16 protein-coding genes are annotated in these 26,454 nt (G+C 65.1%); 12 read left to right on the forward strand and 4 right to left on the reverse strand.

Annotated elements, in window-relative coordinates:
• Positions 1 to 57: 57 nt before the first annotated feature.
• From gnd to SR870_RS10250, 5 genes are read left to right on the forward strand one after another with little or no spacing between them, the layout of a single operon-like run.
• Positions 58 to 1,095, forward strand: a complete 1,038-nt coding sequence (gnd, locus tag SR870_RS10230; RefSeq protein WP_322517854.1) for a phosphogluconate dehydrogenase (NAD(+)-dependent, decarboxylating) — start codon at positions 58 to 60, stop codon at positions 1,093 to 1,095.
• The gene (zwf, locus tag SR870_RS10235; protein WP_322517855.1) at positions 1,092 to 2,606 is read left to right on the forward strand and encodes a glucose-6-phosphate dehydrogenase; all 1,515 of its coding nucleotides are present in this window, start codon (positions 1,092 to 1,094) and stop codon (positions 2,604 to 2,606) included. The genes gnd and zwf overlap by 4 nt, the downstream gene beginning before the upstream one ends.
• On the forward strand, positions 2,603 to 3,349 hold the full coding sequence (gene pgl / locus SR870_RS10240; protein WP_322517856.1) for a 6-phosphogluconolactonase: 747 nt from the start codon (positions 2,603 to 2,605) through the stop codon (positions 3,347 to 3,349). The genes zwf and pgl overlap by 4 nt, the downstream gene beginning before the upstream one ends.
• Positions 3,339 to 3,866 carry a gluconokinase gene (locus SR870_RS10245; RefSeq protein ID WP_322517857.1) on the forward strand — a complete coding sequence of 176 codons (528 nt, stop codon included), beginning with the start codon at positions 3,339 to 3,341 and terminating at the stop codon, positions 3,864 to 3,866. Before pgl ends, SR870_RS10245 begins: the two co-directional genes overlap by 11 nt.
• Positions 3,867 to 3,870: 4 nt before the next feature.
• Complete coding sequence (locus tag SR870_RS10250; protein ID WP_322517858.1) at positions 3,871 to 4,683, forward strand: Cof-type HAD-IIB family hydrolase; 813 nt, start codon at positions 3,871 to 3,873, stop codon at positions 4,681 to 4,683.
• A 10-nt stretch (positions 4,684 to 4,693) separates the two neighbouring features.
• On the opposite strand, the gene SR870_RS10255 is transcribed toward SR870_RS10250, so the two are convergent.
• Both SR870_RS10255 and malQ read right to left on the reverse strand, forming a co-directional pair.
• Positions 4,694 to 6,499, reverse strand: a complete 1,806-nt coding sequence (locus SR870_RS10255; protein ID WP_322517859.1) for a glycoside hydrolase family 15 protein — start codon at positions 6,497 to 6,499, stop codon at positions 4,694 to 4,696.
• Positions 6,489 to 8,462, reverse strand: coding sequence for a 4-alpha-glucanotransferase (malQ, locus tag SR870_RS10260; protein WP_322517860.1), 1,974 nt, complete (start codon positions 8,460 to 8,462; stop codon positions 6,489 to 6,491). The genes SR870_RS10255 and malQ overlap by 11 nt, the downstream gene beginning before the upstream one ends.
• A 188-nt stretch (positions 8,463 to 8,650) precedes the next feature.
• Between malQ and SR870_RS10265 the strand changes: the two genes are divergently transcribed.
• From SR870_RS10265 to treY, 6 genes are read left to right on the forward strand one after another with little or no spacing between them, the layout of a single operon-like run.
• The gene (locus SR870_RS10265) at positions 8,651 to 10,606 is read left to right on the forward strand and encodes an alpha-1,4-glucan--maltose-1-phosphate maltosyltransferase (RefSeq protein WP_322517861.1); all 1,956 of its coding nucleotides are present in this window, start codon (positions 8,651 to 8,653) and stop codon (positions 10,604 to 10,606) included.
• Between the two features lie 11 nt (positions 10,607 to 10,617).
• Positions 10,618 to 13,917 (forward strand): maltose alpha-D-glucosyltransferase, encoded by a 3,300-nt coding sequence (gene treS, locus SR870_RS10270; RefSeq protein WP_322517862.1) that lies wholly within the window; start codon positions 10,618 to 10,620, stop codon positions 13,915 to 13,917.
• 3 nt (positions 13,918 to 13,920) lie between these two features.
• Positions 13,921 to 16,071 carry a 1,4-alpha-glucan branching protein GlgB gene (gene glgB, locus SR870_RS10275; protein ID WP_322517863.1) on the forward strand — a complete coding sequence of 717 codons (2,151 nt, stop codon included), beginning with the start codon at positions 13,921 to 13,923 and terminating at the stop codon, positions 16,069 to 16,071.
• A gap of 2 nt (positions 16,072 to 16,073) precedes the next feature.
• Complete coding sequence (gene glgX, locus SR870_RS10280) at positions 16,074 to 18,149, forward strand: glycogen debranching protein GlgX (RefSeq protein WP_322517864.1); 2,076 nt, start codon at positions 16,074 to 16,076, stop codon at positions 18,147 to 18,149.
• Positions 18,146 to 19,909: a malto-oligosyltrehalose trehalohydrolase gene (gene treZ, locus SR870_RS10285; RefSeq protein WP_322517865.1), complete on the forward strand. Its 1,764-nt coding sequence runs from the start codon at positions 18,146 to 18,148 to the stop codon at positions 19,907 to 19,909. The genes glgX and treZ overlap by 4 nt, the downstream gene beginning before the upstream one ends.
• Positions 19,909 to 22,695 carry a malto-oligosyltrehalose synthase gene (gene treY, locus SR870_RS10290; RefSeq protein ID WP_322517866.1) on the forward strand — a complete coding sequence of 929 codons (2,787 nt, stop codon included), beginning with the start codon at positions 19,909 to 19,911 and terminating at the stop codon, positions 22,693 to 22,695. The genes treZ and treY overlap by 1 nt, the downstream gene beginning before the upstream one ends.
• A 213-nt stretch (positions 22,696 to 22,908) precedes the next feature.
• Here treY and SR870_RS10295 read toward each other — a convergent pair whose 3' ends face one another.
• Positions 22,909 to 23,220: a polyhydroxyalkanoic acid system family protein gene (locus SR870_RS10295; RefSeq protein ID WP_322517867.1), complete on the reverse strand. Its 312-nt coding sequence runs from the start codon at positions 23,218 to 23,220 to the stop codon at positions 22,909 to 22,911.
• 171 nt (positions 23,221 to 23,391) lie between these two features.
• Here SR870_RS10295 and SR870_RS10300 point away from each other — a divergent pair, with 171 nt between their 5' ends.
• A complete protein-coding gene (locus SR870_RS10300) occupies positions 23,392 to 23,556 on the forward strand; it encodes a DUF3309 family protein (protein ID WP_011440773.1) in 165 nt (54 codons plus the stop codon).
• Between the two features lie 17 nt (positions 23,557 to 23,573).
• Here SR870_RS10300 and ligD read toward each other — a convergent pair whose 3' ends face one another.
• Positions 23,574 to 26,321 carry a DNA ligase D gene (gene ligD / locus SR870_RS10305; RefSeq protein WP_322517868.1) on the reverse strand — a complete coding sequence of 916 codons (2,748 nt, stop codon included), beginning with the start codon at positions 26,319 to 26,321 and terminating at the stop codon, positions 23,574 to 23,576.
• Positions 26,322 to 26,454 lie beyond the last annotated feature (133 nt).

The following is a 26,454-nucleotide window of genomic DNA, read 5'->3' on the forward strand; positions in this document are numbered from 1 at the left end:
ACGGCGACAACGAGGCTCCGCATTCAAGCGGAGCCCGGACACACAGGAGATCCTTGCATGCAGCTCGGCATGGTCGGCCTCGGACGAATGGGCGGCAACATCGTTCGCCGCCTGATGAAAGATGGCCACCACGCCGTGGTGTATGATCGGGATCCCAAAGCGGTCGACGCGCTGACCACCGAAGGCGCTGTCGGCGCTCAGGGCCTGGAAGATTTGGTCCGCAAGCTCGACGCGCCGCGCGCGGTGTGGGTGATGCTGCCGGCCGGCCAGATCACCGAAACCACGATCGAAGCGCTCGGCAAGCTGCTCGCGCCGGGCGACGTCATCATCGACGGCGGCAACACCTTCTGGCAGGACGACATCCGGCGCGCCAGGACGCTGAAGGAGAACAACGTCAGCTACGTCGATGTCGGCACCTCCGGCGGCATCTGGGGCTTTGAACGCGGCTACTGCATGATGATCGGCGGCGACAAACCGGTCGTCGACCGGCTCGATCCGATCTTCGCCACGCTCGCGCCGGGCATCGGCGACATTCCGCGCACGCCGGGCCGCGACGGCCGCGACCCGCGCGTCGAACAGGGCTACATCCACGCCGGCCCCGTCGGTTCGGGGCACTTCGTCAAGATGGTGCACAACGGCATCGAATACGGCCTGATGCAGGCCTATGCCGAAGGCTTCGACATTCTCAAGAACGCCAATATCGACGCGCTGCCGAGCGAGCACCGGTTCGATCTCGACATCGCCGATATTGCCGAAGTGTGGCGGCGCGGCAGCGTGATTCCGTCCTGGCTGCTCGACCTCACCGCCTCCGCGCTCGCGCGCAATGGCGAGCTCGACACCTACTCCGGCTTCGTCGAGGATTCCGGCGAGGGCCGCTGGACCATCAACGCTGCGATCGAGGAAGCCGTGCCGGCCGAAGTGCTGACCTCGGCGCTGTTTGCGCGCTTCCGCTCGCGCAAAGAGCACACCTTTGCGGAGAAGATCCTGTCGGCGATGCGCGCCGGCTTCGGCGGGCACAAGGAGCCGCAGCAACATCCCGATGCCGAGCATCAGGCCGCGCCAGCAATCCTCGAGCCGAAAGCGGAGCGCGCGTGACCACTCAAGTCAATCCCCAGGTGCCAGAAGGTTGCGCTTTCGTGATCTTCGGCGTCACCGGCGATCTCACTCACCGCCTGGTGATTCCGGCGTTGTACAATCTCGCCGAAGCCAATCTGCTGCCGGAAAAATTCTGCGTGGTCGGCATCACTCGCTCGGAGATGTCAAGCGAGGATCTGCGCGCCAGCCTGATGCACGGCCTGCGCAAATTCGCGACGCGGCCGGTGAACGAGGACATCGCCGACAAGCTGTTGTACTGCGTGACCGCGGTCAGCGCCGATCCAGCCGATCCGCCATCCTTCGACCGGCTGCGCGAGCGGCTGGAAAAGCTCGAGGCCAACCGCAACACCGGCGGCAACCGGCTGTTCTATCTGGCGACGCCACCCGACGCCTTCGCGCCGATCGCGACCGAGCTCGGCCGCGCCGGCCTGCTCGAGGAAGACACCAAGGCATGGCGCCGGCTGGTGGTCGAGAAGCCTTTCGGCACCGATCTCGCCTCGGCCAAGGCGCTGAACGATCATCTCCTCAGCATCGTCACCGAGCACGAGTTGTACCGGATCGATCATTATCTCGGCAAGGAGACGGTGCAGAACATCCTGGTGCTGCGCTTCTCCAACGGCATGTTCGAGCCGATCTGGAATCGCGATCACATCGAACACATCCAGATCACGGTGGACGAGAAACTCGGCGTCGGCCATCGCGGCAGCTTCTACGACAAGACCGGCGCGCTGCGCGACATGGTGCCGAACCATCTGTTCCAGTTGCTGTCGCTGGTCGCGATGGAGCCGCCGGCGCATTTCAACGCGCATTCGGTGCGCTCGGCCAAGGCCGAAGTGCTCACCGCGATCCAGGTCCAGAGCGAACAGGAAGCGCTGCGCAATTCGGTCCGCGCACAATACATCGCCGGCAAGGTCGGCGACACCGAGATCCCCGACTACCGCAGTGTCAAGGATGTCGCGCCGGGCAGCACCACCGAAACCTATGCGGCGCTGAAGCTGACGATCGACAACTGGCGCTGGGCCGGCGTGCCGTTCTATCTTCGCACCGGCAAGGCGCTCGGCGCCAAGCGCACCGAGGTCGCGATCAAGTTCAAGCAGGCGCCGTTCGCGATGTTCCGCTGCACGCCGGTGGAGCAATTGTCGCAGAACTATCTGGTGATCGGCATCGAGCCGGTCGAGGGCATCTCCCTGCAGTTCAACACCAAGATCCCCGGCCCGGCGATCGCGATCGACGGGGTCGAGATGACCTTCCGCTACAAGGATTACTTCAAGGTGGCGCCGAGCAACGGCTACGAGACCCTGCTGCACGATTGCATGATCGGCGACAACATCCTGTTCCAGCGCGCCGACGGCGTCGAGGCCGGCTGGCGCGCGGTGCAGCCGTTCCTCGATGCCTGGGAGAAGGCCGGCGCCGAGGGCTTACAGACCTACAGGGCCGGCAGCGAAGGGCCGGAGGATGCCGAGACCCTGCTCACCCGTGACGGCCGCAACTGGCGCGGCTCGGCCAAATGAAGGTCGGCGACCGTCGCCAGATCGTCGTCGCCGCCGACGCCGAGGCGCTGGCGCGGGTCGCGGCACAACGGCTGATCGCCCGCGTCGCGCTGCATCATGAGCGCCCGGCGATCTGCCTGACCGGCGGCTCCGGGCCGCAGCGGATGTTCGAGCTGTTGGCGACCGAATTCGCGGACAGGATTCCCTGGTCGCGCGTGCACTGGTTCATCAGCGACGAACGTTTCGTGCCGCTCGACGACCCGCTGAGCAATATGGGGACGATCAGGCGCGTGCTGCTCGACGGCCGCGCGCCGCCGGACAACATCCACGCGATTCCCGCCGGCGACAGCGCCACGCCTGACGAGGCGGCGACGCGCTACGAACGCGACTTGCAGACGTTCTACGGCGCCACGGCGCTCGATCCGGCGCGGCCGCTGTTCGATCTGGTGCTCGGCGGCGTCGGCCCGGACGGCCACACCGCGTCGCTGTTTCCCGGCTGGCCGCAACTCGACGTGACCGATCGCTGGGCCGCAGGCGTCGATACGGCGCATGTCGCGCCGTTCGTGCCGCGCGTCACCCTCACCTTTCCGGCACTGGCATCGTGTAACGAGATGCTGTTCCTCGTCCACGGCGCGGCCAAACGCGAGATCGTCGGCCAAGTCTTCGAAGGCGCCGATCTGCCGGCCGGCCGCGCCCGCTCGAACGGCGAGACGGTGTGGCTGATCACCGAGGACGCACTGCCGGAGGCGGTCCGTGAAGGCTGACGATCCGCAACCGCGAGTCCTGATCGTGACGGGCGTGTCCGGCTCCGGCAAGAGCACCATCGGCGAACTGCTCGCCGAGCGGCTCGGCTGGACCTACCAGGATGGCGACGACTTCCATCCTCCGGCCAATGTCGCGAAGATGAGCGCCGGCCAGCCGCTGACCGACGACGACCGCTGGCCGTGGCTGCGCGCGATCGCGGCCGAGATCGATCGGATCGCCGACGAAGGCCACCATGCCGTGATCGGCTGCTCGGCGCTGAAGCGGGCTTATCGTGATATCCTCGTGCATGGACGCGCCGACGTGCGCATCGTCTATCTCGACGGCAGCCGCGAGCTGATCGCCGCCCGGATGGCCGCTCGCAAGAATCACTTCATGCCGGGCGGGCTGCTCGACAGCCAGTTCGCGACGCTGGAACAGCCCGGCGCCGACGAACGCCCGATCACGGTCAGCATCGACGCCTCGATCGAACAGATCGTCGACGCGATCGTCACCCAACTCCACAGCAACAGGCCTTGAACCGATGAGCCGCATCGCGCTGGTGATTTCCGATGTCGACGGCACGCTGCTGACGTCCGACAAGCGACTGTCCGAACGCGCCCGCGCCGCGGTGGCAAAGCTGCAGCAGGCCGGCATCGGCTTCACGCTGACGTCGAGCCGGCCGCCGGTCGGGATGCGGATGTTCAGCGATCCGCTCGGCATCACGCTGCCGCTCGGGCCGTTCAACGGCAGCTCGATCGTCGACCCATCGCTCAGCGTGATCGAGCAGCACCTCATTCCCGCCGCGGCGGTGAAGACCAGCCTCGATCTGCTCGAGCGCCACGGCATCGACGTCTGGATCTTCACCAACGACAATTGGTACATCCGCCGCGACGACGGCAAATACGTGCCGCACGAACAGCGCACCATCCGGTTCGATCCGACGCAGATCGACGATTTCACGCCGCTGGCCGACGACGCCTGCAAGATCGTCGGCGCCAGTCCGGATTTCGCATTGCTCGAACGCTGCGAAAAGGAGCTGCAGGCCGCGCTCGGCGACGCCGCGCTGGCGATCCGCTCGCAGGACTACTACCTCGACGTCACGCCGCCGGGCCAGAACAAGGGCACCTTCGTGCAGGCGATGGCGAAGCGTCTCGGGATTGCGACAGACGCGATCGCCACGCTCGGCGACATGCAGAACGATCTGGCGATGTTCCGGGTCAGCGGGCTGCCGATCGCAATGGGCAACGCCACCGACGACGTCAAGCGGCTGGCGTCGCACGTCACGGCCTCGAACGAGGACGAGGGTTTCGCGGCGGCGATCGACTTCATCCTCGCGCGCAACGCGCAGATCTGAGCGCGGACGCCTATTTCGAGCGCTGCACCGCCGGCTTGCCGGTTGTGGACCTCGCCGCGCTGAGATTGTCAGCGGTGATGATCAGCGCGATGTGGGTCAGCGCCTGCGGGAAATTGCCCGTCTGCCGGCCCGCATCGGGGTCGTATTCCTCGGCGAGGAGACCGACGTCGTTGGCGATGCCGACAACGCGATCGAACAGCACTTTGGCTTCGTCGATCCTGCCGTCGAACACATAGGCGTCGGCCAGCCACAGGCTGCAGGCGAGAAACGCCCCCTCGACCGGGAGCGGCTCGTCGGGCGTTTCGCGCGGATCGTGACGAAGCACGAAGCCCCGATGCATCATGTGCGTCTCGATCGCCGCGACCGTGCCGCGCACCCGCGGATCGTCGGGCGGCAGGAAGCCGACCGCCGGGATCAGCAGCACGCTGGCGTCCAGCACATCGGCGCCGTAGTGCTCGACGAAGGCGTTCTGTTTCGCGTCGAAACCCTTGGCGCAGACGTCGCGATGGATCTCGTCGCGCAGCGCGCGCCATTTCGCGAGCGGGGCCTTCAGGCCGAATTTTTCCGCGCTCTTGACGCCGCGATCGAAGGCCACCCAGGTCATGACCTTGGAAAACACGTAGTGTTTGGCGGGCCCGCGACGCTCCCAGATGCCGCTGTCCGGCTGATCCCAGATCGTCGCCAGATGCTTCAGCACCGCGCATTCCATCGCCCAGGAATCGCCGTCGAGTTCGAGGCCCGCCATTCGCCATTGATGGAAGGCGTCGATCAATTCGCCATAGACGTCGAGTTGCAATTGATCGTGCGCCGCATTGCCGATCCGCACCGGCTGGGCGCCCTCATAGCCGGGCAGCCAGTCGGCCTGCCACTCCAGTAGCCGGCGATGGCCGTCGATCGAGTACATGATCTGCAATTTGGCCGGCGCGCCGGCGGCCGCGCGCAGCAGCCAATCGTGCCACGCTGCGGCCTCCGCGGTGTAGCCGTTGTTCATCAGCGCGAACAGCGTGAAGGTCGCGTCGCGAAGCCAGCAGAACCGATAGTCCCAGTTGCGGGCGCCGCCCAGCGTTTCCGGCAGCGAGGTCGTCGGCGCCGCGACGATGCCGCCGGTCGGTGCGAAGGTTAGCGCCTTCAGCGTGATCAGCGAACGCATCACCAGATCGCGATACTCGCCGGTGTAAGTCGAGCGGCCCGCCCAGTCGCTCCAGAACTCCTCGGTATCGCGCAACGCGGCGATCGGATCGATCGTCTCCGGCACCGGCAGATGCGACGGCCCGTAGGTCATCAGGAAAGGGATGGTCTCGCCCTCGCTGACCGGGAAGTCGGCGACCGTCGTCATCCCCTCGCCGTGACTCACCACCCGCGATCGCAGCACCGTCATGTCCGGACCGCAGACCGCAAGCAGTTCGCCGGGCTTTTCGCCGCGCTTCACCCAGGGAATGTCGACGCCGAAACCGAACCGCAGCACCAGATGCATCCGCAGCTCGACGCGGCCGACGTCGCCGCGCACCAGCCGCACGATGTGGGAGGCCCTGCGGCGCAGCGGCATGAAGTCGATCAGCGTGGCGATTCCAGTTTCGGTCTCGAACCGCGTTTCCAGGATCAGGCTGTCGCCGCGATAGCGCCGCGTCGTCGATATCACCTGCTGCGACGGGCCGATCTGCCAGTGGCCGTGGGTCTCATCGCCCAAGAGCGCGGCGAAGCACGCATCGGAATCGAACGACGGCCAGCACAGCCAGTCGATCGAGCCGTCGCGTCCGACCAGCGCCGAAGTCTCGCAATCGCCGATCAGGGCGTAGTCTTCGATCTTACCCGGCAACGGTTTTCACCGCGGACCGGCGCTCCGAGGTTGCGGCGAGCAGCGCCTGCTGATTGATCGCCGACGCGATCTCGTCGACTGCACGCGGCAAACGGCGGCGCCAGTTCGGATGCTGGAACACGGTGCCGGGCACGTTGGGCTGATCGATCACGCCGAGCAGGTCTTCCAGTGAAATCGCAAGCAGGCGCGAGCGCGTGCGCGCGAGGAAAGTGAGCACCGCATAAATATCCTCCTGTTCGATCCCCTGCCGGCGCAGCACGTCGGCGAGCATCGCGAAAGCGTATCGCCTGGCGTCGTCACTCTCGCCGGGATCGATACCGACCGAATGCTTGAACTTCAAGTCGGTCGAGGCGCGCCAGCCGGAATAGGTCGCGAGGTCGTGGGTGTTGAAGGTCACCAGCGCCTCCGGCAGATAGTGATCGACGCCGAAGAACCAGCCCTGATGGAAGTCGCGCTCGAACATCATCACGCGATACGACCACACGCCCCACGCCGCCAGGCGCTCGCGGAAGCCTTCCGGCACCGTGCCGAGGTCTTCGCCGATCACCACGCAGCGATTGGCGACGCTCTCCTGCGCGGTGACCGCCAGCAGCGCTTCGAACGGCATCTGCACATACACGCCGCTGTCGGCGGCGTAGCCGTGCGGCACCAGATAGAGCCGGTTCAGGCCGAGAACATGATCGAGCCGGATCGCGCCGGCATAACGCATCGCCGCGCGCAGCATCTCGCGGAATGACGCAAAGCCGGTGAGTTCGAGCCCCGCGGCGTTGAAGCCCGCGAGGCCCCAGTTCTGACCGGCCGAGTTCAACTGGTCGGGGGGCGCGCCAACCGACAATTGTCGGGAGATCGCGACCTGCTCGTTCCAGGCGTCGAAGCCGTCGCTCTGCACGCCGACGGCGACGTCGAGATACAGCCCGACGTCCATGCCGCGCTCAGCAGCGAGGTCGTGGCAGGCACGCAACTGATCGTCGGCGCACCATTGCACATATTCGATGAATTCGATCTCGACGCCGTCCGGGCCGTCGCGCAATTGCGCGCAGCGGAGATCCTCGGGATGCTGCCATTCGTCCGGCCACTCCCACCACGGCTTCGCGAATTGATGCCGCAGCGCCTCGAAACAGGCAAACCGGGTCAGCAGCGGCGCACGCTCGCGGCGGAAGGCTTCGAATGCGGCGCGGCGACCGGACGTGGGCGTCGCGCGAAACGCCGCGTGAGCGCTCCTCAGCGCGCGCCATTTCAACTCGGCGACGGCCGGATAGTCGATCAGTTCGTCGCCGCGCAGCGTCGCGATCGCTTCGGCCGCGCCGGGCAGATCGGCGAGCTTGAACTCGGGCAATTGCTCGACGTCGATATACAGCGGGTTGAGAAACATCCGGCTGTTCGGCGAATACGGGCTGCAGTCGCCCGGCCGATCGTCGAACAGCGCATGCAATGGATTGAGGCCGATGCCGCCGGCGCCCCATCCGGCCGCCATCTCGATCAATCTCGCCAGATCGGTGAAGTCGCCGATTCCCCAATTGCGTGAGGAGCGCAACCCGTAGAGTTGCACCGCGATGATCCAGGAGCGATCGAACTCGCCACGAAAGGCGGTGGACGGCGCCACCAGCAGTGGCGCCTCCTCCGTGTGACCGCCCGCGTCTGCAAGATGCAGACGATAGCTGCCGACCGGCAAATGGGACGGCCAGACGACACGGCGCTGCTGCGTCGTCCCTTCCGCCAGGCAGGCGTCGCCTGCGACAATTTTCCACGCCACCGGCAAGACCGCTGCATCACTCAGATCTGCAGCAGCCTCTTCCCCGGCCCGAACAACGGCGATCCGGTCGAGCAATCGATGCGTCGACCGCGCCGGCATTGCATCGAGAACGATATGGAGGGCTTCGGGGGGGGTGACGTGGCGCTGCCCCTGCCCATCGAAGAATTCGGTCTGAATTCCGAGTTCTGCGGCTTTGGTAAATAGATTCATCAGTCACGCTGTCTGCATCGCCGCACGGGAGTGCGCCGCGAATCCGGCAATTCCGAACAGGATAGTCGTCTGCAACGCGATTGCGTAGGGTGAGTTCCAGGAACCTTGGCGTTCCAGAAGCTTTGTTACGGGACGACCGCCCGTATGTGATTTCCAGGGAATGGGACTGACGTCCTATACGCATCACCGTGAACCAGTCGACCCAAGCAATTCAGACCGTCGCGGCCGGCGGGGCTTTTCATATCGAAGACATCTATCCGATCATCGATAGCGGCCGATTTCCCGTTAAACGGGTCGTCGGCGAGCCGTTCGAGGTCTGGGCGGACGTCTACCGTGATGGCCATGAGGTGATCGCCGCAGCCCTGATCTGGCGCCGCGAGCAGGATCAGGACTGGCAGCGGGTCCCGATGCGGCATGTGGTCAACGACCGCTGGACCGCCTCCTTCACGCCCGACCGTATCGGCCGATATGTCTATGCGATCGAAGCCTGGACCGACGAATTCGCGACCTGGCGGCACGGCATGGAGCTGAAGCAGAAGGCCGGCCAGGACGTCGCCCTCGACGCGCTGGAAGGCGCCGGGATGCTGACCAAGGCGCTCCACGGCAGCCGCGATGCGCTGGCGGTCATTCAGCGACAATGCGAAGACTATCTGCAGACCGGAGAAGTCGCTCCCCTGCTCGCCCCAGAGCTGCGCGACGCGATGGGCGAGAGTCAGGCGCGGCCCGACGTCACCCGCTCGGTGCTGCTGCCGCTCATGATCGACCGCGAACGCGCCCGCAATGGCGCTTGGTACGAAATGGTACCGCGCAGCCAGAGCACGGTGCCCGGCCAGCACGGCACCTTCCGCGACTGCATCGCAAGGCTGCCGGACATCGCGGCGATGGGCTTCGATGTGCTGTATTTCACCCCGATCCACCCGATCGGCCGCGTCAACCGCAAGGGACGCAACAATTCGCTGAAGGCCGAGCCGGGCGATCCCGGCAGTCCCTACGCGATCGGCGCAGAGGAAGGCGGCCACGACGCGGTGCATCCCGAGCTCGGCACGCTCGACGATTTCCGCGCTCTGGTCGAGGCCTGCAAGCTGGTGAACATCGAAATCGCGCTCGACGTCGCGGTGCAGTGCTCGCCGGATCATCCGTGGTTGAAACAGCATCCGAGCTGGTTCAAGCGGCGCCCCGACGGCTCGATGAAATACGCCGAGAACCCGCCGAAGAAATACGAGGACATCGTCAATCCGGATTTCACCTGCGAGGACGCCGGCTCGCTGTGGAATGCGCTGCGCGACGTGATCCTGTTCTGGGTCGACCAGGGCGTGAAGATCTTCCGGGTCGACAATCCGCACACCAAGCCGCTGCGGTTCTGGGAGTGGATGATCCGCGAGGTTCAGCTCAGTCATCCCGACGTGCTGTTTCTGGCGGAGGCCTTTACCCGGCCGAAGCTGATGAAGGGCCTCGCCAAACTCGGCTTCAGCCAGTCCTATACCTATTTCACCTGGCGGACCCAGAAGTGGGAGATCGAGGAATACCTGCGCGAGTTGACCGGCTATCCGGAGCGGGATTTCTATCGGCCGAACTTCTTCGTCAACACCCCGGACATCCTGCCCTTTCATCTGCAGGGCGGCGAGCCGTGGATGTTCAAATCCCGCCTTGCGCTCGCCGCGATGCTGTCATCGACCTATGGCATCTACAACGGCTTCGAGCTGATCGAACACGAGCCGATTGCCGGCAAGGAAGAATATCTCGATTCCGAGAAATACGAGATCAAGGTACGTGACTGGGACAAGCCCGGCAACATCAAGCCGTATATTCGCGACATCAATCAGGCCCGCCGCAGCAATCCTGCGCTTCAACAGACGAGCAACCTGCGCTTTGTCGATATTCAAGATCCCAACGTGACCGGCTTCATCAAATACTCCGCGGACCTGACCAATGTGGTGGCCGTCGCGATCGCGTTGTCGCGCGACTTTCATGAATTCTGGTTCCCGCTCGGCGACACCCAGATCGAGGTCGGCGGCGAGCGCCGCCCGGTGGTGGCGGTCGAGAATCTGCTCACCGGCGAGCGGCACGCCGTCGAATGGGGCGGCCTCACTCTACGGATCGATCCGCAACGCGATCCTGCGCTGCTTTTCCGCTGCCTGGCGTGAGGAGCGCAGCCATGAACGTGATGTCCCCCGTCGACGCGACCGATTCCAAGCCAGAAATCGATGCCACCGACGAGCTTTGGTACAAAGACGCGATCATCTATCAGCTTCACGTCAAGGCCTTCGCCGACAGCAATAACGACGGCATCGGCGACTTCGCCGGCCTGACCGAGAAGCTGGATTATCTCCAGGACCTCGGCGTCACTGCGCTGTGGCTGCTGCCGTTCTACCCCTCCCCGCAGCGTGACGACGGCTACGACATCGCCGACTACGGCTCGATCAATCCCGATTTCGGCACGATGAAGGACTTCCGCCGCTTCATCGTCGAAGCCAAGAAGCGCAATTTGCGCGTCATCACCGAACTCGTCATCAATCACACCTCCGACCAGCACGACTGGTTCAAGCGGGCGCGACGCAGCGGCAAGGGCTCCAGCGCGCGCGACTGGTACGTCTGGAGCGATTCCGACCAGAAATACCAGGGCACCCGGATCATCTTCACCGACACCGAGAAGTCGAACTGGACCTGGGATCCGGAAGCCGGCCAGTATTACTGGCACCGCTTCTTCTCGCACCAGCCCGACCTCAATTTCGACAATCCGCACGTGGTCGGCGCGGTCGTGAAGGTGATGAAGCGCTGGCTCGACACCGGCGTCGACGGCTTTCGGCTGGACGCAATTCCCTATCTGTGCGAGCGCGACGGCACCAACAACGAGAATCTTCCCGAGACCCACACCGTCATCAAGACGCTGCGCGCCGAGCTGGATGCCTACGCCAAGGGCAAAGTCCTGCTCGCCGAGGCCAATCAGTGGCCCGAGGACGTGCAGGAATATTTCGGCGACAGTGACGAATGCCACATGGCCTATCACTTCCCGCTGATGCCGCGAATCTACATGGCGATCGCCCAGGAGGATCGCTTCCCGATCACCGACATCATGCGGCAGACCCCGGAAATTCCGGCGAACTGCCAGTGGGCGATGTTCCTGCGCAACCACGACGAATTGACGCTCGAGATGGTCACCGACGTCGAGCGCGACTATCTGTGGACGACCTACGCGGCCGATCCGCGCGCCCGCATCAATGTCGGAATCCGGCGCAGGCTCGCGCCGCTGATGGACAATGATCGCCGCAAGATCGAGCTGATGAACTCGCTGCTGCTGTCGTTTCCCGGCACGCCGATCATCTATTACGGCGACGAGATCGGGATGGGTGACAACATCTATCTCGGCGACCGCAACGGCGTACGCACGCCGATGCAATGGTCGTCGGACCGCAATGGCGGCTTCTCGCGAGCCGATCCGGCGCGGCTCTACGCCCCGCCGATCATGGACCCGGTCTACGGCTACGCTTCGGTGAACGTCGAGGCCCAGGCGCGCAGCCTGTCGTCGCTGCTCAGCGCCACCAAGCGCCTGATCTCGGTCCGCAAGTCCACCCTCGCCTTCGGGCGTGGCACGATGACCTTCATCCGGCCGGTCAACCGGTCGGTTCTGTCCTATGTCCGACAGTACGAGGACGAAGTGATCCTCTGCGTCGCCAATCTGTCGCGCTCGGCGCAGGCGACCGAACTCGACCTGTCGCCGTGGAAGGATCGCGTGCCGCAGGAGATGCTCGGCCGCACCAAATTCCCCCCGATCGGCGAACTGCCCTATATGATCACGCTCGCGCCCTACGGGTTCTACTGGTTCAAGCTCGAAGAGCGCGACACCTCGGATCACGTCGCGCCCGCCGCGACGGTGCCGGAGTTCGAAACGCTGGTCGTGCCGCTGGGGTCGACCTGGATGACACTGGCGCGCACCCGCGGCGTGTTCGAGCGCGACGTGCTGCCGGCCTATCTGTCGCGAACGCGATGGTTTCCGGAGCGCTCGCCGCGCGCGATCCATCCGCGCCTGACCTCGGCGATTCCATTCTCGGTCACCCACGACAACCGGCCCTGGCTGACGTTCTTCGAGGCCACCGTCCGCGGCGTGAATGCCCGCTACGTGCTCCCGATGCAGATCGACTGGGTGCGGTTCGATCGCGAGCGCTACAATCCGAGAGCATTCGCCGCGGTCCGCCAGGGCGCGCGTGAGGGAACCCTGCTCGACGTCGCCGCCGACACCGAATTCACGACGATGCTGCTCGACAATCTGCGTGAATCCCTCGTCGTGGAGAACGACGGCGACCGGCTGGAATTCCGGCCCGGCTCGCGGCTCGCCGACAAGCCGGCAGGCCCCTACAATCACATTCGCGCCGTGGACACGGAGCAGTCGAACTCGACCGCGCTGGTCGACGAGAGCTACGTCATCAAGCTTTATCGCCGGCTGGAGAGCGGCATCAATCCCGAGATCGAGATGGGCCGCTTCCTCTCCGAGGTCGCCGGCTTCGCCAATACGCCTTTCCTGCTCGGCAGCGTCGAGCTGGTCGAGGGCGACAAGGTCAGCGCGATCGGGGTGGTGCACGACTTCGTGGCCAACCAGGGCGACGGCTGGACCGTCACCTCGGGCTATCTCGACCGTTATGTCGACGACCAGCGGCTGCTGATCAGCACGGAAGACGACAACGTCAGCGAGGAGCTGGCTCCGTATCTGCGCTACATGCAGCAGACCGGCAGGCGCGTCGCCGAGATGCATATCGCATTGGCGGCCCACCCCGAGGTGGCTGAATTCGCGCCGGAGCCGATCGGCGGCGACGACGCGCGGAAATGGTCCGGGATCGTGACGGACAACGCCAAGCGCGTCCTCGACGAGCTCGACCGCAAGCGCGACAGCCTGAGGGATGCCGACCGGGCCATGGTCGACGATCTGCTGGCACAGCGCGATGGTCTCCTGGAACGGCTGCGCGGCCTGTTCGGCGACGATGGCGGGCTGAAGATCCGCCATCACGGCGACTTCCATCTCGGCCAGATGCTGATCGTCAAGGACGACATCTTCATCATCGATTTCGAAGGCGAACCCCGGAGATCGCAGGCTGAACGTCGCGCCAAGGCGCCGGCCGCGCGCGACGTCGCCGGATTGATCCGCTCGATCGACTACTCGACCACAGCCGCGCTGGAGCGCGCGCTGCGTTCATTGCCTGACGATTCCGGCAGGATCTCCGCCGCGCTCGATGTCTGGCGGACGCGCTCGACCGAGGCGTTCCTGGCCGCCTATCGCGAAACGATGGCCGACGGCCCGGTGTGGCCTGCGGATCGCGTTGCGGCCGATCGGATCCTGGACTTCTTCCTGATCGAAAAGGCGCTATACGAGCTCGAATACGAACTCGCCTATCGTCCCGATTGGCTCCGCGTGCCGCTGGCTGGCATCCTTCGCATCCTGACTCGGCAGCCCGAGGAGAATTAATTCATGACCGCCCAATTGACCGATGACGCCTATGCGGTGCTCGAAGGCCGCCACGCCGACCCGTTTCGCTATCTCGGCCCGCATCCCGAGGACGACCGCGTCGTCGTCCGCGCTCTGCTGCCGGATGCCACCGCCGTCGAGGCTGTCGGCGAGCACGGCGAGACGGCCACCCTGGAGCGCGTGCATGATGCCGGTTTGTTCGCCGGGCCGCTACCGAACGGCTCGCATCGTTACCAGCTCCGCGCCCGCTTCGGCGACACCACCGTCGATCTCGAGGACCCCTACCGCTTTCCACCGATCCTGACCGAGTTCGACCTGTATCTGCTCGGAGAAGGCACCGACCAGCGGCTGTACGACAAGCTCGGCGCGCATCCGATGGTGCTGGAAGGCGTCAGCGGCGTCGCCTTCGTGGTGCTGGCGCCCAATGCGCGCCGCGTCAGCGTGGTCGGCGACTTCAATTTCTGGAATCCGCTGCGGCACCAGATGAGGGTGCGTGGTAACGGCTATTGGGAACTGTTCATTCCCGGCGCCGCCGCCGACGATCACTACAAATTCGATATGACCGGGCCGAACGGCGAAACCCTGCCGCAGAAGTCCGACCCGATGGCGTTCGCGGCCGAAGTGCGTCCGAAGACCGCCTCGATCGTCGTCGATCAGGCCAGGCTGCCGCTCCCCCGCCCTGCGCCGGACAACATCAATGCGCTAGGCGCGCCGATGTCGATCTACGAGGTGCATCTGGGCTCGTGGCGCCGCAAGGACGGCGAGCAGTGGCTGACCTATCGCGAACTCGCCGAGCAGTTGCCGGCCTATGTGCGCGACATGGGCTTCACCCATGTCGAGTTCCTGCCGGTCAGCGAACATCCGTTCGACGGCTCCTGGGGCTATCAGCCGACCGGGCTGTTTGCACCGACCAGCCGGTTCGGGACGCCCGAGGATTTCTGCGCGCTGATCGACGCCTGCCACGAGCACGGCATCGGCGTGTTGCTCGACTGGGTGCCCGGACATTTCCCCGACGATCCGCACGGGCTCGGCAATTTCGACGGCACCGCGCTGTACGAGCACGCCAATCCGCTTCAGGGCCGGCATCTCGACTGGGGCACGCTGATCTACAATTACGGCCGCACCGAAGTCGTGAACTTCCTGGTGTCGAACGCGCTGTTCTGGCTGGAGCGCTACCGCATCGACGGGTTGCGCGTGGATGCGGTGGCCTCGATGCTGTATCTCGACTACAGCCGGCCGGCGGGCGGCTGGATCCCGAACAAGTTCGGCGGCCGCGAAAACATCGAGGCGATCGAATTCCTGCGTCGCTTCAACGCCGAGGTGTTCGCCAAATTCCCGCAGGCCACCACGGCGGCGGAAGAGTCCACCGCATGGCCGCAGGTGTCGCGGCCGGTCGAATTCGGCGGGCTCGGCTTCGGCTACAAGTGGAACATGGGCTGGATGCACGACACGCTGAACTACATCAGCAAGGATCCGATCCACCGCAAATATCACCACGGCCAGATCCTGTTCGGGCTGCATTACGCCTTCTCGGAGAACTTCATCCTGCCGCTGTCGCACGATGAAGTCGTGCACGGCAAACGCTCGATCCTCGGCCGGATGCCGGGTGACGAATGGCAGCGCTTCGCCAATCTGCGGGCGTACTACGCCTTCATGTTCGCCCACCCCGGCAAGAAGCTGATGTTCATGGGCTGTGAGTTCGGCCAGGAGCGGGAGTGGAATCACGACCGCTCGCTCGACTGGCACCTGCTCGATACGCCGAAATATGCCGGCATCCAGGCGCTGGTCCGGGACCTCAACAGGCTGTACCGGGATCTGCCGGCGCTGCACCAGCTCGACTGCGATCCGTTCGGCTTCGAATGGGTCATCACCGAGGACTCCGCGCGCAACGTGTTCGCCTGGATGCGCAAGGGCAACGACACCCGCGCGCGCTGCCTGGTGATCGCGAACTTCTCGCCGAACGTCTACCCGGACTATCGGGTCCGTGTGCCGTTCCCCGGTCGCTGGCGTGAGGTGTTCAATTCCGACGCCGCGACCTATGGCGGCGGCAATGTCGGCAATGGCGGCGAGGTCCGGACGCTTGACGGGCTGGTGCCTGAGCTTAGTCTGACCATTCCGCCCTTGGCGGTGATCTTTCTGACGCCGGAAGACTGAGCATGCGCCTCACTGCCGGAAGCTGCTCGCGCCTCGGGGCCACCTGGGACGGCCGCGGCACCAATTTCGCCTTGTTCTCCGCCAACGCCCACAAGGTCGAGCTGTGCCTGTTCGACAGCCAGGGCCGTCGCGAACTGGAGCGGATCGAACTTCCCGAGCGCACCGAGGACGTCTGGCACGGCTATCTCAACGACGTTTCGCCCGGCCAACTCTACGGCTACCGGGTCTACGGCCCCTACGATCCCGAGGGGGGCCATCGTTTCAATGCGCACAAGCTGCTGCTCGATCCCTACGCCAAGCGGCTGTTCGGTCGGCTGGTTTGGAGCGACGCACACTTCGCCTATCGCGCCGGCAGCCCGCGCGAAGATCTGTCGTTCGACCGCCGAGACAACGCCCGCGGCATGCCGAAGGCGGTGGTGGTCGACGAGACCGGCGGCTTCTCGCGCCACGAGAACCGCCCCGGCATCCCGTGGGAAGACACCATCATCTACGAAGCCCACGTCAAAGGACTGACGCAACTGCGCGAGGACGTCCCGCCCGGCCTGCGCGGCACCTTCGGCGGCCTCGCTGCGCCGGCGATGATCGACCATTTCAAACGTCTCGGCGTCACCGCGATCGAACTTTTGCCGGTTCACGCGCTTATCGATGACCGCGTGCTGGTCGAGAAGAAGCTGGTGAACTACTGGGGCTACAATACGATCTCGTTTTTCGCGCCGGAGCCGCGCTACGCGCCGGACAATCCGCTCGACGCGTTCCGCACCACCGTGGCGCGGCTGCACGACGCCGGCATCGAAGTGATCCTCGACGTCGTCTACAACCACACCGCCGAGGGCAATCACCTCGGCCCGACGCTGTCGTTTCGCGGCATCGACAACGCCTCGTATTACTGGCTGATGCCGGACAATCCACGCTTCTACGACGACTTCACCGGCTGCGGCAGCTCGGTCAATCTCAATCATCCGCGCGTGCTGCAGATGGTGATGGACAGCTTGCGCTACTGGGTCGAGGTCTGCCACGTCGACGGCTTCCGCTTCGACCTCGCCACCACGTTGGCGCGTGGCCCGAACGGCTACGAACGCAATTCCGGGTTCTTCACCGCGCTCCGTCAGGACCCCGTGCTCGCCTCGGTGAAACTGATCGCCGAGCCATGGGATCTCGGCATGGGCGGCTATCAGGTCGGCGCGTTCCCGTCGCAATGGTCGGAATGGAACGACCGCTATCGCAGCGCGATGCGGCGCTACTGGAGCGGCGAAGGCAGCCTGATCGGCGAAGTCTCGCGGCGGATGACGGGCTCGTCCGACATCTTCAATCACGACAGCCGGATGCCGCGCGCCAGCGTCAACCACGTGACCGTCCACGACGGTTTCACGCTCGCGGATCTGTTCAGCTACAACGACAAGCACAACCTCGCCAACGGCGAGGACAATCGCGACGGCTCCAACGACAATCTCAGCAACAATTGCGGCCACGAAGGCCCGACCGACGATCCGAAGATCGTCGCGCTGCGCCGCCAGCTCCGCAAGAACCAGCTCGCCTGCCTGTTTCTCGCCCAGGGCGTCCCGCTGATGCTCGCCGGCGACGAAGTCGGAAACTCGCAGAACGGCAACAACAACGCCTATTGCCAGGACAACGAGATCGGCTGGGTCGGCTGGGACGGCCTCAATCGCGAAGACGACATGGTCGAATTCGTCGGGCTGATGAGCGAGATCCGCCGCCGCTTTCCGCAGATTCGCTCGCGTCGATGGGTCGACGGCCGACGCGCCGACGGGTCCTATGGTGTGTTGTGGCTGACGCCCTCCGCCACCGAAATGACGGAGCAGGATTGGGCGTTTCCCGACGGGCGGTTTCTCGCTTACGTGCTGAGCCCCATGGAGCCCGACGCCGACGCGATCTTCATCGTGCTCAACTCGGGCGTCGAGACGATCAAGTTTCACTTGCCGAAGCTGTCCGAATATCAAAACTGGCATCAGCTATTCGACACCACCAAGGACTCCGTCCAGGTCGCGCCGCTGCCGACGGGCAGCGAGACGTCCGCTCCGCCGCGCTCCGTGTTGGCGTTTTCCGGAGCCTGTGCATGATGGGACGCGGCTTCGGACCCCGGCTGACCGCGCGTGGCGTCGAGTTCCGGCTGTGGGCGCCGAACGCCGATCGCGTCGACGTCGTGCTCGATCGCCCCCATGCGATGCAGCGGGACAAGGACGGCTGGTTCAAGGTCGAGATCGAAGGTGCGCGGGGCGGCACGCGCTATCGCTTCCGCATCGACGACGCGACCGACGTTCCCGATCCCGCATCGGCCTTCCAGCCCGAGGATATTCAGGGCCCGAGCGAAGTGATCGATCATTCCGCCTATCCTTGGCGCGCCGCCGAATGGCGTGGTCGGCCGTGGCACGAGACGGTGCTGCTGGAAGCGCATGTCGGCAGCTTCACGCCGCAGGGGACGTTCCGGGCGATGATCGACCGGCTCGATCATCTGGTCGACACCGGCGTGACCGCGCTGGAGCTGATGCCGCTGGCGGATTTTCCCGGGCGACGCAATTGGGGCTATGACGGCGTGCTGTGGTACGCGCCCGACAGCGCCTATGGCCGGCCGGAGGATCTCAAGGCGCTGATCGACGCGGCGCACGAGCGCGGCCTGATGATGTTCCTCGACGTCGTCTACAATCATTTCGGCCCCGAAGGAAACTACATCGGCCAATACGCGCCGCCGTTCTTCTCGGATTCGCACACGCCGTGGGGCAACGGGATCAATTACTACGTCGAGCAGGTCCGGGCTTTCGCGATCGAGAACGCCGTGTACTGGCTGCGCGAATATCATTTCGACGGGTTGCGCCTCGACGCCGTGCACGCCATCCCGGACCAGGGCGAGATTCCGATGCTTTACGAGCTGAGCCGGGAAGTCGGAAAGCTCGCCGCGGAAACCGGCCGCCACATCCATCTGGTGCTCGAGAACGACGACAATATCGCCGCCGTGCTCGATCCTGTCGTCGATCCCCCGCGCGGACAGTATCGCGCGCAATGGAACGACGACTATCACCACGCCTGGCACGTCGCCCTGACCGGCGAGAAGCAGGGGTACTATTCCGACTATGCCGAATCGCCGCTGAACGCCATCGCCCGCGCGCTCGGCTCGGGCTTCGTCTATCAGGGAGAGCCGTCGGAGCATCGCGGCGGCCAGCCGCGTGGCGAACCGAGCGACAAGCTGCCGCCGCTCGGCTTCGTCAATTTCCTGCAGAACCACGATCAGATCGGCAATCGCGCGCTCGGCGACAGGCTGGAAAGCCTGACGAAGCCGAAGGCGGTGGAAGCCGCGCTCGCGATCACGCTGCTGGCGCCGACGATTCCGATGTTGTTCATGGGCGAGGAATGGGGTTCGCAGGCGCCGTTTCCGTTCTTCTGTGATTTCCACGGCGAACTCGCCGATGCGGTCCGCCGGGGTCGGCGCAAGGAATTCGCCGGCGCTTACGAGAAATACGGCGACGAGGTCCCCGATCCGCTCGACGAATCGACTTTCAAGAGCGCGGTCATCGACTGGAGCGAACGTGACGGCGGCCGCGGCGCAGCGCGGCTGGCGCTGGTGAAGCGGCTGCTCGACATCCGGCGCAACAGCATCGTGCCGCGCCTGCCCGGCGCCCGCTTCGGCAACGCCGAGATCGCCGACGACGGCCTGCTCCGCGCCCGCTGGCGGCTCGGAGACGGCGCCACCCTGAAGCTCGTCGCCAATCTGTCGGACCACGACGTCGCCTTCAAGGCAACGCCCGATGGAACTAATTTGTGGGGCGACGATTGGAACGGGATGATTCCGCCGTGGGCGGTGACCTGGCGCCTCGAAGAGTCCTGATGCCTCCCGCGATCCCGACTGCGACCTACCGTATCCAGTTCACCGCCGCCTTCGGCTTCGACGATGCGGCCGCGATCGTGCCATATCTCAAAGAACTCGGGATTTCGCATCTCTATGCGTCGCCCTTCACCAAGGCGCGTCGCGGATCGACCCACGGCTACGACATCGTCGATCACACCAGGCTCAACCCCGAGCTCGGCGGCGAAGAGGCGTTCGCGCGACTGTCCGAAGCGCTGAAGAGCAACGATATCGGCCTGATCCTCGATTTCGTCCCCAACCATGTCGGCGTGCACTTCGCCGACAATCCATGGTGGCTGGACGTTCTCGAATGGGGCCCGGCGTCGCCGCATGCCGCCTCGTTCGACATCGACTGGGAGATGCTGCCGTTCCGCAACCGCGGCGGCGTGTTGCTGCCGATCATCGGAACGTCCTACGGCAAGGCGCTGGAGAGCGGCGAGATCGAGCTGCGCTACGATGCCGGCGAAGGCAACTTCTCGGCCTGGTACTTCGAGCACCGGCTGCCGATCGCGCCGCAACGCTACAGCGAGATCCTGCGCACGATCGTGCGCGAGGCCGATGCCGCCGATCATCCTGCCGGCAAGGCGATCCTCGAGCTCGCCGCGCGCTATCGCGGATTGCGCCACCCGGATCGCAAGGAAGCGCCGGACTTCAAGGCGGCGCTGAAGGCTATTCCGGGCAGCGCCGAGCTGATCGACAAGGGCCTCGCCGCCTATCGCACAGGCGAAGGCCGCAATACGCAGATCCAGGCGCTGCACAATCTGCTCGAACGCCAGCACTACAAGCTCGGCCATTGGCAGCTCGCCGCGAGCGAGATCAACTATCGCCGCTTCTTCGACGTCAACACCCTCGCCGGCCTGCGCGTCGAGGACGCCGGCACGTTCGAGGCAATCCACACGCTGGTCAAGCGGCTGATCGCAAACGGCCAATTGCAGGGCCTGCGGCTCGACCACATCGACGGTCTGCGCGACCCCGCGCAATATTTCCAGCGGCTGCGCCGCCTCACCCGCGAGGCGCAGGGCCCCGCAGCCGCACCGCTCTACATGGTGATCGAGAAGATCCTCGGCGACGGCGAGCCGTTGCGGCGCTTCGCCGGCGTCCACGGCACCACCGGCTACGAATGGCTCAATGTGATCACCCAGGCACTGGTCCACGGCGCCGGGCTGCAGCCGCTCGACGAGGTCTGGCGGCAGGTGAGCAACACCTCGCCGGATTTCCCGCCGGTGCTGATGCGCGCCAAGCGCCGCGTGCTGGAGACACTACTGCTCAGCGAATTCACCGTGCTGACGCGCCTGCTGGCCCGGATCGCCAGCGGGCACTATTCGACGCGCGACTTCTCAGCCGACAATCTGCGCCAGGTGTTCGAACTCTACGTGCTGCACTTCCCGGTGTATCGCACCTATATCAGCGGCTCCGGCCCGAACGGGCCCGATCGCGAACTGATCGCCCAGACCATCGAGAAGGCGCGCGCCGACTGGTTCGGCGCCGACGATGGCATTTTCGACTTCCTGCAGGACGCGCTGACGATGGACCTGCTGAAGCGCCGGGCCGCGCACAGCAAGCCGCGGGTCCGCCGCTTCGCGCTCAAGGTCCAGCAGTTCACCGGGCCGACCATGGCGAAGTCGCTCGAGGATACTGCGTTCTATCGATACCATCGCCTGCTCGCGCTCAACGAGGTCGGCGGCGAACCCGCCGCGCACGCGCTGGCGCCCGATGCCTTCCATCAGTTGATGACGCAGCGGGCGCAGGACTGGCCGCACGGCATGACCTCGACCATGACCCACGACGCCAAGCGCGGCGAAGACGCGCGAACGCGGCTGCTGGCGCTGGCGGAGATGCCGGGCGAATGGGCGAGCCTGGTCGCCAAATGGAAGCTTCTGAACGCAGCCCATCTGGTGACCGACGGCGCGATGCGGGCGCCGTCCGCGACGTTCGAATACATGCTGTATCAGGGCCTGGTGGGCGCCTGGCCGCTCGAACCCGACCCGGACTTCACCGACCGGATTCAGGGCTACGCGCTGAAAGCGGCGCGCGAGGGCAAGCAGGAGACCAACTGGATCAACCCCAACCTCGCTTACGAGGAGGGCATCCGCATTTTCATCGACCGGCTTCTCGACCCGGCGCAGTCCGGCGCCTTTCTGGAGTCGCTTCAGAATCTTTCGGAGCGCGTCTCCGTGATCGGCGCGTTGAATTCGCTGAGCCAGATCACTCTCAAGACGACGATGCCCGGGGTGCCGGACTTCTATCAGGGCACCGAATTCTGGGACTTCTCACTGGTCGATCCCGACAATCGCCGCCCGGTCGATTTTGCCGCCCGCGAGAATGCGCTTGCCGCGCTCGCCGAGCCGGACTGGGATGCGCTCCTGCGGAACTGGCGCGACGGCCGCGTCAAGCTGGCGTGGACGCGGCGGCTTCTCGCGATCCGCAACGAACTCCGCAGCGTGTTCACCGACGGCGACTATCGGCCGCTCGACGTCTCCGGCCCCCATCGCGACCATGCGATCGCTTTCGCCCGCACCCGCGGCGCAGAGGCCGTGATCGTGGTGGTCGGAAAGAACTTCGCGCCGCTGTCGGACAACGGCCGGCAATGGCCGCGCGGCGACGCGTTCGACGCCACATTGGATGTTTCCGGATTCACCGTCGAAGGCACGACCGGAAGCGACGTGAAGCTCTCCGAGCTGTTTCCCAATCTGCCGGTCGCGGTCCGTCAGGCGCGCCTGAGCAATCTCGCCGGCTCGGCTCGGCCACGCCGAAGGACAGGCGCCTGATCGCGGTCGCAGGGAGATTACAGAGCGAAGCCGCCCGGGATCTCGCGCCGGGCGGCTTGGCGGATCTCGTGCCGATTCGTCATCGGTTCCCTCCTCCGCTTCCAGATGATTTCAGCCAGCGGTTACGCGAACCTTAAGACGCAGATGCAATAGATTCGACGACTGACTTGCTGCGTAGCAGCACGCATTCCTGTCGCGATGCCGCGATACGCGCTACTTCTTCTTTTCCAGCAGCAGATGACCGCGCTTGCGAATCGCCTGCTGCGCGACGTCGCCGAACTTCTGCAGCAGCCATGGTAGTCGCACTTCCAGCAGGACGTGATCGTCGGCGATATCGACGTGGCCGGCCGCGACCTGGCCCAGCGCGCGCACTCTGAAAATCATGCGGTCGCCCTGCCAGATCTCCTCGTCGAGCGTCAGCACAGGCACGCTGATCGCCGCCTGGCCCAATCCGCTCTTTAGACGGCGCGCGGCTTCGTCCCGTCCCAGCCGATGAGGTATCGATATGACAAGCGGAGCTGACATCAGTACTTCCTTCCGTCATCGGGGCGTTGCGTCGGTCGTTATTTAGGGCGCTCCACCGGAAATAACAGAGCATGCGGCCGGTTCAACCTATGGAACCTTCACTCTCGCCGCGTGTTTCCGCTCTGACAGAGGCGGAGCATTCGGGCGACCCGTCGCGACAAGGAGAGCGAGATGTCTATCGGCACAATCATCCTGATCATTCTGATCATTGCCCTGCTGGGCGGTTTCAGCGGCATCGGCGGCGGACCGTTCTACGGCACCGGCTATTATGGCGGCGGCGGCCTCGGCCTGATCATCATCATTCTGGTGATCCTGCTCCTGCTCGGCAAGATCTGATCCCACTTTACGCGATCTCAAGCCCCGCTGGATGCGAGCGCCTCGAGCGCCGCCCTCAGCGGGGCCGCTGATTTGTCGTAGTCCGCCCACGCCTTGGTCTTGCGAAGCAGACCTGGCACCGTCGCCAGCGTGAACCGCTTCGGATCGAGGCCGGCTTTGACCTGACTCCAGGTCACCGGCATCGACACAGTGGCTCCCGCGCGCGCCCGGGGTGACAGCGGCGCAACCGCCGTCGACATACGGTCGTTGCGCAGATAGTCGAGGAAGATCTTTCCCTTGCGCTGCTGCTTCGACATGTTCAGCAGATAGCGCTCCGGACTGTCGTCGGCCATTTGGGCGCATACCGTCTGGGCGAAGGTCTTGGCCTGCTTCCAGTCGACATCGTCCTTCGGCGTCAGCGGGACGACGACGTGCAATCCCTTGCCGCCGGTGGTCTTGCAGAACGTCGCAAGCCCGATCGCCTCCAGCCGTTCCTTCATCTCGCGCGCCGCCACGATCACCTCGTCGAAGCCGACGTTCGGGGCGGGGTCGAGATCGAACACCAGCCGGCCGGGAACCTCATAGGCGCCCGGCGCGCAATTCCATGGATGCAGTTCGAGGCCGCCGATCTGTGCCACCGCGATCAGCGCCTCGACGCGATCGATCTGGACATAGGGTTTGCGGTCGCCCGACACTTTCGCGAGGTCGATCAGGTTGGACATGCCCGGCATCGCATGGCGCTGGAAGAAAAGCTCGCCGTCGATGCCATCCGGCGCCCGCACGATCGAGCATGGCCGCCCCTTGATATGTGCGATCAGCCAGTCGCCGACCGCCTCGTAGTAATGCGCGAGGTCGAGCTTGGTGACGGCATCGCCGATCTCACTCGCGGGCCATAGTTGCTTGTCGGGCTTGGAGATCACGACGCCCATCACCTCGGCGCGGCCGGCGGCCCTTGCAGGCGCGGCCTTTGGCGCTTTCCGCGCCGTCGGCGCCGCCTTTGCTGACGTCTTCGCCCTGCCCTTCGGCTTCGGATTCGTGATCGCGACCGTCGTCGGCTCCTCGGCCTCGACCTCCTCGGCAGGCTTGTCCGCGCGCAGTCCCTTGAACGCTGCCTGCCGCACCATGCCGGCGCCTGTGAAGCCGGCGAATTCGATCTCGGCGACCAACTCGGGCGTCACCCAATGCACGTCGCTGGTCTTGCGCGGCGCGTTGTTGCCGGCGAACGGACTCTCCTTCGATTCGTGCGCCTTCAACTCGGACAGGATACGCTTCACCACGTCCTGGCCGAATCCGGTCCCGACCAGACCGACGTAGGCGAGATGATCGTCGCGGTGCACGCCGACCATCAGCGAGCGGAATTTTCCGGCGGTGGTCTTCCAGCCGCCGATCACCACCTCGTGCCCGGCGCGGCACTTCGCCTTGGTCCAGTTGTCGCTGCGGCCGGAGCGATACGGCGCGTCGAGCTTCTTGGAGACGATGCCTTCCAGCGACAGCTTGCAGGCGGATTGCAGGATCGCGTCGCCGCCGGTCTCGAAATGCTCGACATAGCGGATCAGGCCTTCCTTGCGCCGGCCGCGCGCGGACTTGAGCAGATCCTGGAGGCGCTGCTTGCGCTCGGACAGCGGCAGAGCCCGCAAATCCTCGCCGTCGGCATAGAGCAGGTCGAACGCAAAGCAGATCAGTCTGTCGCTGTCGCCGTCCGATAGCGCCGCCTGCAGTGCGGCGAAATCCGGGTGGCCGTGATGATCGAGCGCGACGATCTCGGTATCGATGATCGCGTCGGGCAACCCGGCGGCCTCGTCGGCGATCGCCCGAAATTTCGCGGTCCAGTCCAGCCCCTTGCGCGTTCGCAGCGTCGCCTCGCCGTCTTCGACGCGGAGCTGCATGCGGTAGCCGTCGAACTTGATCTCGTGACCCCAGCCGTCACTGCCGGGCGGGCGCTCCACCGAGGTACACAACTGCGGTGGTACGAAATCCGGCATCGTGACGGCCTTCGGCGCTTTGCGCGCGGCCTTCGCCGGCTTCGTCCTTGCTGATTTGGTGGTTTTTGCAGCAGCCTGTTTCGTCTTGGCCGCCGACGCCGCTGGCTTGCCCGAACCATTCGCCGTTCGCGCGTCCGCAGCCAGTCCCTCGTTCGAATCCCACACTGCGTCGGCCTTCACCTTGCCGGTCTTGCCGGTCATGAACGGCTTCGGCGCACGGCCCTTGCCCTCGGCGATCTGCTTCATCGGCCGCCCCGACGCCACCGAGCGGTCTTCGTCCAGAATGTCGTTGGCCTTGCCCTCGCGCGCGTCGTCGTCGCGATGCTTGATCAGCAGCCAGTTGGTGCGCTTGCCGCCATTGCGGTCGTGGCGCATCCGCACCAGCACCCAGCTTCCATGCAGTCGCTCGCCATCGAGCGTGAATTTGAGATCACCCTTCTTGAAGCCGCGCTCGGGATCGTCGCAATCCCAATAGCCACGATCCCAGAGCTGCACCGTGCCGCCGCCGTATTGCCCCTCGGGAATGGTGCCTTCGAAATCGCCGTAATCGAGCGGATGATCCTCGACCTCGACAGCGAGCCGCTTGTCGTGCGGATCGAGCGACGGGCCGCGCGTCACCGCCCACGACTTGAACACGCCGTCATATTCGAGCCGGAGGTCGTAATGCAGCCGCGTCGCGTCGTGCTTCTGGATCACGAACCGCCGCCGTTTCGAGGGCGCGACCGCGGCGTCGCCGCGAGGCTCGGCGGTCTGCGCGAAGTCGCGCTTGTTGCGGTACAGGGAAAGCGTCTTGTTCACCGCCATTCATCGTCTCCGCAATGGCGCCCAGGCAACCTCAGCACCGGAACCAAAACCCCACCGCAGGGTTGAAGTTCCCGATCGGACGCCGCCGTCCGGTCCTCGCCGCGTATCTATCATATCGCCTTCGGAGAGCATC

It is taken from the genome of Rhodopseudomonas palustris (assembly GCF_034479375.1).
Taxonomy (GTDB): Bacteria; Pseudomonadota; Alphaproteobacteria; order Rhizobiales; family Xanthobacteraceae; genus Rhodopseudomonas; species Rhodopseudomonas palustris_M.